This window comes from Mycobacterium sp. IDUB_36, from assembly GCF_055419225.1.
Map to the genome: position 1 here is coordinate 3,718,136 of NZ_JBVAXH010000001.1, position 9,218 is coordinate 3,727,353.

Below are 9,218 nucleotides of genomic sequence, written 5' to 3' on the forward strand. Positions count from 1 at the left end.
ACGATCTCTGGCTCCAACATCACGACGAACTTGGTAGACCGCTACCAAATATCAAGGAGGATAAGCAATGAACCCCACAATCGCTGCCGGCGCCCTCATTGGCGGCGGGTTGATCATGGCAGGTGGCGCGATCGGCGCCGGTATCGGTGACGGTGTCGCCGGTAACGCGCTGATCGCCGGCATCGCCCGCCAGCCCGAGGCACAGGGCCGCCTGTTCACACCGTTCTTCATCACGGTGGGTCTGGTCGAAGCCGCGTACTTCATCAACCTGGCCTTCATGGCGCTGTTCGTTTTCGCCACCCCGGTCAAGTAATCCGTCGATATGGGTGACATGAATGTTGTAGTCCTGGCTGCGGGCAGCCAGGCCGAGGGAAACTTCCTCGTGCCCAACGGCACCTTCGTCGTCGAGCTGGTCATCTTCTTGATCGTGCTCGGAGTGATCGGCGCCTTCGTGGTTCCGCCGATCTCGAAGGTGCTCAAAGAGCGCGACAACATGGTCACCAAGACGGCAGCTGACAACAAGAAATCGGCCGAGCAGTTCGCCGCTGCCGAGGAAGACTACGAAAAGGCGCTGGGCGCCGCTCGGGTCTCGGCATCGGCGGCTCGCGACGAGGCTCGGACAGAGGGCCGCAAGGTCATCGACGAAAAGCGCGGACGTGCCGAGGAGCAGGTGTCCTCGACGCTGCAAGACGCTTCCGAGCAACTCAAGCGGGAGGGTGATGCCGTGGCTGCGGATCTCCGGGCGCGAGTGGAGAGCATTTCCACCACGCTGGCGAGCCGCATCCTCGGCGTCGAGATCACCACCTCAGTCTCAGCGGCCTCCGCGACAGATTCGGAGCGGTAAGCGCGAAATGTCGACATTTATAGGGCAACTCGTCGGGTTCGCCGTCATCGTCGCGGTGATCTGGCGATTCGTGGTGCCGCCGGTGCGCAAGCTGATGGCGGACCAGCAGAACAGTGTGCGTCAGCAGCTGGCCGACTCCTCGGCCGCCGCCGATCGACTGGCGGAGGCCAGCCGCGCCCACACCAAGGCGAAGGAAGATGCCAACGCCGAGGCGCAGCGTCTGACCGAGGAAGCGCAGGCGGACGCCGAGCGCATCGGTGAGCAGCTCCGCGCCCAGGCCGACAGCGACGCCGAGCGAATCAAGCAGCAGGGCGTCAAGCAGGCCGAGTTGATGCGTTCACAGGTGATCCGTCAACTTCGCCAGGACATCGGTGCTGAATCCGTCCGGCGGGCAACCGAACTGGTGCGTGGCTACGTCGCCGAACCGGGTCAGCAGTCGGCCACCGTCGACCGTTTCCTGACTGATCTCGACGAGATGGCGACCTCCACCGCCGACGTCCAATACCCGGTGGCCAACAAGATGCGTTCGGCCAGCCGGCTGGCGCTGACGGGTCTGTTGGAGAAGTTCGACGGAATCGCCGACGGTCTCGACGACAAGGGATTGTCCACCCTCGCCGATGATTTGACGTCGGTTGCCGCGCTGCTGATTCGCGAGAGCGTGGTCACCCGTTACCTGACGCAGCCGGCCGAGGACGCCGCACCGCGCGTCCGGCTCGTCGAGCAACTCGTCTCGGGCAAGGTCGGCGACCCCGCCCTCGAGGTCCTCAAGGCGGCTGTCGCCGAACGTTGGTCAGCCGAAGGCGATTTCGTCGACGCCATCGAACTGGCGTCACGGCAGGCCTCGTTGATCCGTGCCGAGAAAGCGGAGCAGGTCGACGAGGTGGAGGACCAGTTGTTCCGGTTCACCCGCGTCCTCGACGCCGAGCCGCGACTCGCGATCCTGCTGGGCAACTACGAGGTCGCCGCGGATACGCGAGTTCAGTTGCTGCGCAACGTCCTCGGCGGCTCCGGTTCCGGTGTCAACGAGATCACGACCGATCTGCTTTCCAAGACGGTCGAGCTACTCCGCGGACAGCCGGCCGAAGTCGCCGTGCAGAACCTGGCCGAAGTAGCGGTGGCGCGACGCGGCGAAATCGTCGCGCAGGTGAACGCCGCGGCCGAACTCAGCGACGAGCAGTACTCCCGTCTCACCGAGGTGCTGAGCCGGATCTACGGCCATCCGGTCACAGCGCAGGTTTCCATCGACCCGGAGCTTCTCGGCGGGCTCGCAATCTCGGTCGGCGACGAGATCATCGACGGCACGCTGTCGTCGCGTCTGGCCGCGGCCCAAACCCAGTTGCCCGACTGACCCTTACACATCGACAAGCAGGAAGAACGAAAAGCCATGGCAGAGTTGACAATCTCGGCTGACGACATTCAGGGCGCGATCGAGGAGTACGTAAGCTCCTTCTCCTCCGACACCACCAAAGAAGAGGTGGGCACCGTCGTCGACACCGGTGACGGTATCGCGCACGTCGAGGGTCTGCCGTCGGTGATGACCCAGGAGCTCCTGGAGTTCTCCGGTGGCGTTCTCGGTGTCGCGCTGAACCTCGACGAGCACAGCGTCGGCGCGGTCATCCTGGGTGACTCCGAGAAGCTGGCGGAGGGTCAGCAGGTCAAGCGCACCGGCGAGGTCCTCTCGGTGCCGGTCGGCGACGAGTTCCTGGGACGGGTGGTCAACCCGCTCGGTGAGCCGATCGACGGCCAGGGCGACATCAAGGCGGAGACCCGCCGTGCGTTGGAGATTCAGGCTCCGTCGGTGGTGCAGCGGCAGAGCGTCTCCGAGCCGCTGCAGACCGGCATCAAGGCCATCGACGCCATGACGCCGATCGGTCGTGGCCAGCGCCAGTTGATCATCGGCGACCGCAAGACCGGCAAGACCGCGGTGTGTGTCGACACGATCCTGAACCAGCGCGAGAACTGGGAGAGCGGCGACGAGAAGAAGCAGGTCCGCTGCGTCTACGTGGCCATCGGCCAGAAGGGCACCACGATCGCGTCCGTGCGTCGCGCCCTCGACGAAGGTGGCGCGATGGACTACACCACCATCGTCGCGGCGCCGGCCTCCGATGCCGCAGGGTTCAAATGGCTTGCGCCGTACACCGGTTCGGCCATCGCCCAGCACTGGATGTACAACGGCAAGCACGTCCTGATCGTCTTCGACGACCTGAGCAAGCAGGCCGAGGCCTACCGCGCCATCTCGCTGCTGCTGCGTCGTCCGCCGGGTCGCGAGGCCTACCCGGGTGACGTGTTCTACCTGCACTCGCGGTTGCTCGAGCGTTGCGCCAAGCTGTCCGACGAGCTCGGCGGCGGTTCGTTGACCGGCCTCCCGGTGATCGAGACCAAGGCCAACGACATCTCGGCCTACATCCCGACCAACGTCATCTCGATCACCGACGGCCAGGTGTTCCTCGAGTCCGACTTGTTCAACCAGGGTGTGCGACCGGCGATCAACGTCGGTGTGTCGGTGTCGCGTGTCGGTGGTGCCGCGCAGATCAAGGCCATGAAAGAGGTGGCCGGTTCATTGCGGCTGGACCTCTCGCAGTTCCGTGAGCTGGAGTCGTTCGCGGCGTTCGCCTCCGACCTGGACGCGACGTCGAAGGCGCAGCTGGATCGCGGTGAGCGTTTGGTGGAGCTGCTCAAGCAGCCGCAGTACCGGCCGTCACCCGTTGAGGAGCAGGTCATCTCGATCTTCCTCGGCACCGGTGGCCACCTCGACTCCGTCCCGGCCGAGGACGTGCACCGGTTCGAGACCGAATTCCTCGACCACATCCGCGGCGCCAAGGACGGAATCCTGTCCGACATCAAGGAATCGCAGAAGCTCAGCGAAGAGACCGAGAAGAAGCTGGTCGACGCGATCAAGGAGTTCAAGAAGGGCTTCGCGGCCACGGGCGGTGGGTCGGTAGTGCCCGACGAGCACGTCGAGGCGCTCGACGAAGACAAGGTTGAGAAAGAAGCAGTGCAGGTCCACAAGCCGGCACCGCCGGAGCAGAAGAAGTAATCGAAAATGGCTGCCACACTTCGCGAACTGCGGGGTCGCATACGTTCCGCCGGGTCGATCAAGAAGATCACCAAGGCCCAGGAGATGATTGCGACTTCGCGCATCGGCAAGGCGCAGGCCCGGCTTCGAGAGGCCCGGCCCTACACCGACGAGATCACCCGCGTGCTCACCACGCTCGCATCGGAGGCCGCGCTCGACCATCCGCTGTTGGTCGAGAAGTCCTCGCCGAAACGGGCCGGCGTGCTGGTCGTCTCGTCAGATCGAGGGCTGTGCGGCGCCTACAACTCCAGCGCCTTTCGCAGGGCCGAGGAGCTCTTCTCGCGGTTGCGCGAGGACGGCAAGAAGCCGGTGCTCTACACGGTTGGCCGTAAAGCGCAGGGTTACTTCAAGTTCCGCAACTGGGAAATCAGCGAGTCGTGGACCGGCTTCTCGGAGCGGCCCAGCTACGAGAATGCCGCAGAGGTGGCCGACACTCTGGTGAGTGCGTTCATGGCCGGGGCCGGCGACGACGAGGAGTCATCGGACGAAGCCGGCGTCGACGAGTTGCACATCGTCTACACCGAATTCAAATCGATGATGTCGCAGTCGGTCGGAGCGCACCGGATGGCTCCGATGAACGTGGAATACGTCGAGGACGACGACGAGCCCAAGACGTTGTACTCCTTCGAACCGGACGCAACGACGCTCTTCGACGCGTTGCTGCCGCGCTACGTGGCGACCCGCGTCTACACGGCACTGCTCGAGTCCGCCGCGTCTGAGCTCGCTTCCCGCCAGCGGGCGATGAAGTCGGCCAGTGACAACGCCGACGACTTGATCAAGTCGCTCACGCTGGAGGCGAACCGCGAGCGGCAGGCTCAGATCACCCAGGAAATCAGCGAAATCGTCGGTGGCGCAAACGCGCTCGCCGACGCTCAATAGGCCCCATCAGGAAGCGAAGAGGATATGGCTGCTACCACCAAACAGGCTGAGAAGTCGACGAACTCGAAGGGCGGCGACACCAACGGCCGCGTGGTGCGGATCACCGGGCCCGTTGTCGACGTCGAATTCCCGCGCGGCTCCGTGCCGGCGTTGTTCAACGCTCTGCACGCCGAGATCACCTACGAGGACCTGGCGAAGACGCTGACCCTGGAGGTCGCGCAGCACCTCGGTGACAACCTGGTGCGCGCCATCTCGATGCAACCGACCGACGGGCTGGTCCGCGGCGTCGAGGTGACCGACACCGGAAAGGCGATCTCCGTTCCGGTCGGCGACGGTGTCAAGGGCCACGTGTTCAACGCCCTGGGCGACTGCCTGGACGAGCCGGGTTACGGAGAAGACTTCGACCACTGGGCGATTCACCGCAAGCCGCCGCCCTTCGACGAGCTCGAGCCGCGCACCGAGATGCTCGAGACGGGTCTGAAGGTCGTCGACCTGCTGACGCCCTACGTGCGTGGTGGAAAGATCGCCCTGTTCGGTGGTGCCGGTGTCGGTAAGACCGTTCTGATCCAGGAGATGATCAACCGTATCGCCCGAAACTTCGGTGGTACTTCGGTTTTCGCCGGCGTCGGGGAGCGCACCCGTGAGGGCAACGACCTCTGGGTCGAGCTGGCGGACGCCGACGTGCTCAAGGACACCGCGTTGGTGTTCGGTCAGATGGACGAGCCGCCCGGCACGCGTATGCGGGTCGCGTTGTCGGCCCTGACGATGGCCGAGTTCTTCCGCGACGAGCAGGGCCAGGACGTGCTGCTGTTCATCGACAACATTTTCCGGTTCACCCAGGCCGGTTCCGAGGTCTCGACGCTGCTCGGCCGGATGCCCTCGGCGGTGGGCTACCAGCCCACGCTGGCCGACGAGATGGGTGAGTTGCAGGAGCGGATCACCTCGACCCGAGGCAAGTCGATCACCTCGATGCAGGCCGTGTACGTGCCCGCCGACGACTACACCGACCCCGCGCCGGCAACGACGTTCGCCCACCTGGACGCCACCACCGAGCTTTCGCGAAATGTGTTCTCCAAGGGCATCTTCCCGGCGGTGGACCCGCTGGCGTCGAGCTCCACCATCCTGGACCCCGCGATCGTCGGGGACGAGCACTACCGGGTTGCCCAAGAAGTGATCCGAATCCTGCAGCGCTACAAGGACCTTCAGGACATCATCGCGATTCTGGGTATCGACGAGCTGTCCGAAGAGGACAAGCAGCAGGTCAACCGGGCCCGTCGCATCGAGCGGTTCCTGTCGCAGAACATGATGGCGGCCGAGCAGTTCACCGGTCAGCCGGGATCGACCGTTCCGCTGAAGGAGACCATCGAGGCGTTCGACAAGCTGGCCAAGGGCGAATTCGACCACATCCCCGAGCAGGCGTTCTTCCTGATCGGCGGGCTGGACGACTTGGCCAAGAAGGCCGAAAGCTTCGGCGCCAAGCTGTGATGTGTTGTCGCCGGCGAGAGTTGAGCGTGGAAGGGCAGGTGTGAGATGGCAACGCTGAATGTGGATATCGTTGCCGTCGATCGGAAGATCTGGTCGGGTGAGGCGTCGTTCCTGTTCACCCGTACCACGGTGGGGGAGATCGGGATTCTGCCCAGTCACATCCCGCTGGTCGCGCAACTGGTCGACGACGCCATGGTTCGTGTCGAGCGTGAGGGCGAAGACGATCTGCGGGTCGCGATCGAGGGCGGCTTCCTGTCGGTGACCGAGGAGAGCGTCAGCATTCTGGCCGAGTCTGCGCAATTCGAATCGGAGATCGACGAGGCTGCGGCCAAAGAGGATTCGGAGTCAGACGACCCGCGCATCGCGGCCAGGGGACGCGGCAGACTGCGCGCCGTCGGCGCACTCGACTGACGGGTCGCTACAGTGAGCGCGCTCATGACGGTCATGGCCGCGCTCGTCGCTGTGCTGGCTGTCGCGGTCGGCGCGTTGAGCTACCGGTTGTGGAAGCTGCGCCAAGGCGGGACGGCAGCCATCATGCGGGATATTCCGGCGGTCGGCGGCCACGGTTGGCGGCACGGTGTAATCCGTTACCGTGGAAGCGATGCCGCTTTTTATCGACTCTCGAGCGTCCGATTGTGGCCGGACCGCCAAATCAACAGGCGCGGGGTCGAGGTCGTCTCGCGGCGCCCGCCACGGGGCGATGAATTCGACATCATGACCGAAGAGATCATCGTGCTGGAGCTGCGCGACACCACGCAGGATCGCAAGACGGACTACGAAATCGCGCTGGACCGAGGGGCTTTGACTGCGTTTCAGTCGTGGCTGGAATCGCGTCCATCGCCGCGGGCACGGCGCCGGAGCCTCTGACCGGCTAGTTGCCGCGCCCACCACCCGGCCGCCACAGCACGTCGCCGTCCGGGTTGACCACTCGGCACAGGATGAACAACAGGTCGGACAAGCGATTCAGGTACTTCGCCGGCAGTGGATTGACATCTGTCGGATGCTCGTCGATCGCGTCCCAAGCGGACCGCTCGGCGCGACGGGCGACCGTGCGCGCGACGTGCAACAGCGCCGACAGCGGTGAACCGCCGGGCAGCACAAACGAAGTCAGCGGCGGCAGGGCTTCGTTGAACTCATCGCACCACTTTTCGAGGCGGTCGACGTACTCCTGGGTGATGCGCAACGGTGGGTGTTCCGGATTTTCGACCACCGGTGTCGAGAGGTCGGCGCCCGCGTCGAACAAATCGTTCTGAATCTGTCGCAGCACGTCGGCCACCCGCTGATCCGGGGCGCCCAGGGCGATCGCCGTGCCGATCGCCGCGTTGGCCTCGTCGCAGTCGGCGTATGCCACCAGTCGGGTGTCGTTCTTGGAGACCCGGGAGAAGTCGCTCAAACCGGTCGTTCCGTCGTCACCGGTCCGGGTGTAGATACGCGTCAGGTGAACGGCCATGACACGAACGTACCTAGCCGACTGACAGGGCGAAACTGCTTCACTAAACTGGCCCGCGTGGCAGAGCGTTTCGTAGTGACCGGTGGAAGCCGGTTGGCAGGCGAAGTCGCTGTTGGGGGCGCCAAGAACAGCGTCCTCAAACTGATGTCCGCGGCGCTGCTGGCCGAAGGCACCAGCACGATCACCAACTGCCCCGACATCCTCGATGTGCCGTTGATGGCCGAGGTGTTGCGCGGTCTGGGCGCCAATGTCGAGCTCGACGGCGCGACCGTGCGGATCACCTCACCGGACGAACTGAAATACGACGCCGACTTCGCAGCGGTACGCCAGTTCCGCGCGTCGGTCTGCGTGCTCGGCCCGTTGGTGGGGCGATGCAAGCGCGCCAAAGTCGCGCTGCCCGGCGGGGACGCGATCGGTTCACGCCCGCTCGACATGCACCAGGCCGGGCTGCGGCAGCTCGGCGCGGTCTGCAATATCGAGCACGGTTGCGTTGTGGCGCAGGCGGATTCGTTGCACGGCGCGGAGATTCAGCTCGAATTCCCCTCGGTCGGGGCAACCGAGAACATCTTGATGGCCGCGGTCCTGGCCGAAGGCGTCACGACGATCCACAATGCGGCCCGCGAGCCCGACGTGGTCGATCTGTGCACGATGCTCAACCAGATGGGTGCGCACGTCGAGGGTGCCGGATCGCCGACGATGACGATCACCGGCGTCCCGCGGCTGTACCCGACCGAACACCGGGTGATCGGCGACCGGATTGTCGCCGCGACCTGGGGCATCGCCGCAGCGATGACCCGCGGCGACGTCACCGTCACCGGCGTGGACCCGGCACACCTGCAGGTGGTGCTGCACAAGTTGCACGACGTCGGCGCCACCGTGACTCAGACGCCGGACAGCTTCCGGGTCACCCAGTACGAGCGTCCGAAGGCCGTCAACGTCGCGACCTTGCCTTATCCGGGCTTTCCGACGGACCTGCAGCCGATGGCGATCGCGCTGGCCTCGATCGCCGACGGCACCTCGATGATCACCGAGAATGTGTTCGAGGCTCGATTCCGGTTCGTCGAGGAGATGATCCGCCTGGGCGCCGATGCCCGCGCCGACGGGCATCACGCGGTCGTGCGCGGTCTTCCGCAGCTGTCCAGTGCGCCGGTGTGGTCCTCCGACATCCGCGCCGGCGCTGGCCTGGTGCTGGCCGGCCTGGTCGCCGACGGGGACACCGAGGTGCACGACGTCTTCCACATCGACCGCGGCTATCCGCTGTTCGTGGAGAACCTGGTGAGTCTCGGCGCGGAGATCGAGAGGGTAGAGTAGGTCGGTAAGTAGTCCGCACGCCTGCTGAAGAGCAGGAGATGGTGCAGTTTGACGGCGCTTTTGCGATGGAGTACAGTTGCAGGGTTGCCCGAAAACGGGTGTTGTTTGAGAACTCAATAGTGTGTTTGGTGGTTTTGTTTTTGTTGTTGTTTTTTGGCCATGCTTTCTGACTT

At 64.7% G+C, this 9,218-nt stretch carries 10 protein-coding genes; 9 read left to right on the forward strand and 1 reads right to left on the reverse strand.

From position 1 onward, the window contains the following. The first annotated feature begins 67 nt into the window (after nucleotides 1–67). The 8 genes from ACZYW1_RS18325 to ACZYW1_RS18360 are packed head-to-tail and all read left to right on the forward strand — an operon-like array spanning nucleotide 68 to nucleotide 7,151. On the forward strand, nucleotides 68–313 hold the full coding sequence (locus tag ACZYW1_RS18325; protein WP_293003802.1) for a F0F1 ATP synthase subunit C: 246 nt from the start codon (nucleotides 68–70) through the stop codon (nucleotides 311–313). 9 nt (nucleotides 314–322) lie between these two features. Continuing rightward, on the forward strand, nucleotides 323–844 hold the full coding sequence (locus tag ACZYW1_RS18330) for a F0F1 ATP synthase subunit B (protein ID WP_463787598.1): 522 nt from the start codon (nucleotides 323–325) through the stop codon (nucleotides 842–844). A 7-nt stretch (nucleotides 845–851) separates the two neighbouring features. Beyond that, complete coding sequence (locus tag ACZYW1_RS18335) at nucleotides 852–2,192, forward strand: F0F1 ATP synthase subunit B/delta (RefSeq protein WP_463787599.1); 1,341 nt, start codon at nucleotides 852–854, stop codon at nucleotides 2,190–2,192. Nucleotides 2,193–2,228: 36 nt separating this feature from the next. After that, nucleotides 2,229–3,881, forward strand: coding sequence for a F0F1 ATP synthase subunit alpha (atpA, locus tag ACZYW1_RS18340; protein ID WP_463787600.1), 1,653 nt, complete (start codon nucleotides 2,229–2,231; stop codon nucleotides 3,879–3,881). 6 nt (nucleotides 3,882–3,887) lie between these two features. Beyond that, a complete protein-coding gene (locus tag ACZYW1_RS18345; RefSeq protein WP_463787601.1) occupies nucleotides 3,888–4,799 on the forward strand; it encodes a F0F1 ATP synthase subunit gamma in 912 nt (303 codons plus the stop codon). Nucleotides 4,800–4,823: 24 nt separating this feature from the next. Then, the gene (gene atpD / locus ACZYW1_RS18350; protein WP_463787602.1) at nucleotides 4,824–6,284 is read left to right on the forward strand and encodes a F0F1 ATP synthase subunit beta; all 1,461 of its coding nucleotides are present in this window, start codon (nucleotides 4,824–4,826) and stop codon (nucleotides 6,282–6,284) included. Between the two features lie 45 nt (nucleotides 6,285–6,329). Then, nucleotides 6,330–6,695, forward strand: coding sequence for a F0F1 ATP synthase subunit epsilon (locus tag ACZYW1_RS18355; RefSeq protein WP_293003814.1), 366 nt, complete (start codon nucleotides 6,330–6,332; stop codon nucleotides 6,693–6,695). A 24-nt stretch (nucleotides 6,696–6,719) separates the two neighbouring features. Further along, complete coding sequence (locus ACZYW1_RS18360) at nucleotides 6,720–7,151, forward strand: DUF2550 domain-containing protein (protein ID WP_463787603.1); 432 nt, start codon at nucleotides 6,720–6,722, stop codon at nucleotides 7,149–7,151. 4 nt (nucleotides 7,152–7,155) lie between these two features. Here ACZYW1_RS18360 and ACZYW1_RS18365 read toward each other — a convergent pair whose 3' ends face one another. Further along, nucleotides 7,156–7,734, reverse strand: a complete 579-nt coding sequence (locus tag ACZYW1_RS18365) for a cob(I)yrinic acid a,c-diamide adenosyltransferase (RefSeq protein WP_463787604.1) — start codon at nucleotides 7,732–7,734, stop codon at nucleotides 7,156–7,158. Nucleotides 7,735–7,791: 57 nt separating this feature from the next. Here ACZYW1_RS18365 and murA point away from each other — a divergent pair, with 57 nt between their 5' ends. Continuing rightward, nucleotides 7,792–9,045 carry a UDP-N-acetylglucosamine 1-carboxyvinyltransferase gene (gene murA, locus ACZYW1_RS18370; protein WP_463787605.1) on the forward strand — a complete coding sequence of 418 codons (1,254 nt, stop codon included), beginning with the start codon at nucleotides 7,792–7,794 and terminating at the stop codon, nucleotides 9,043–9,045. Nucleotides 9,046–9,218: the final 173 nt, after the last annotated feature.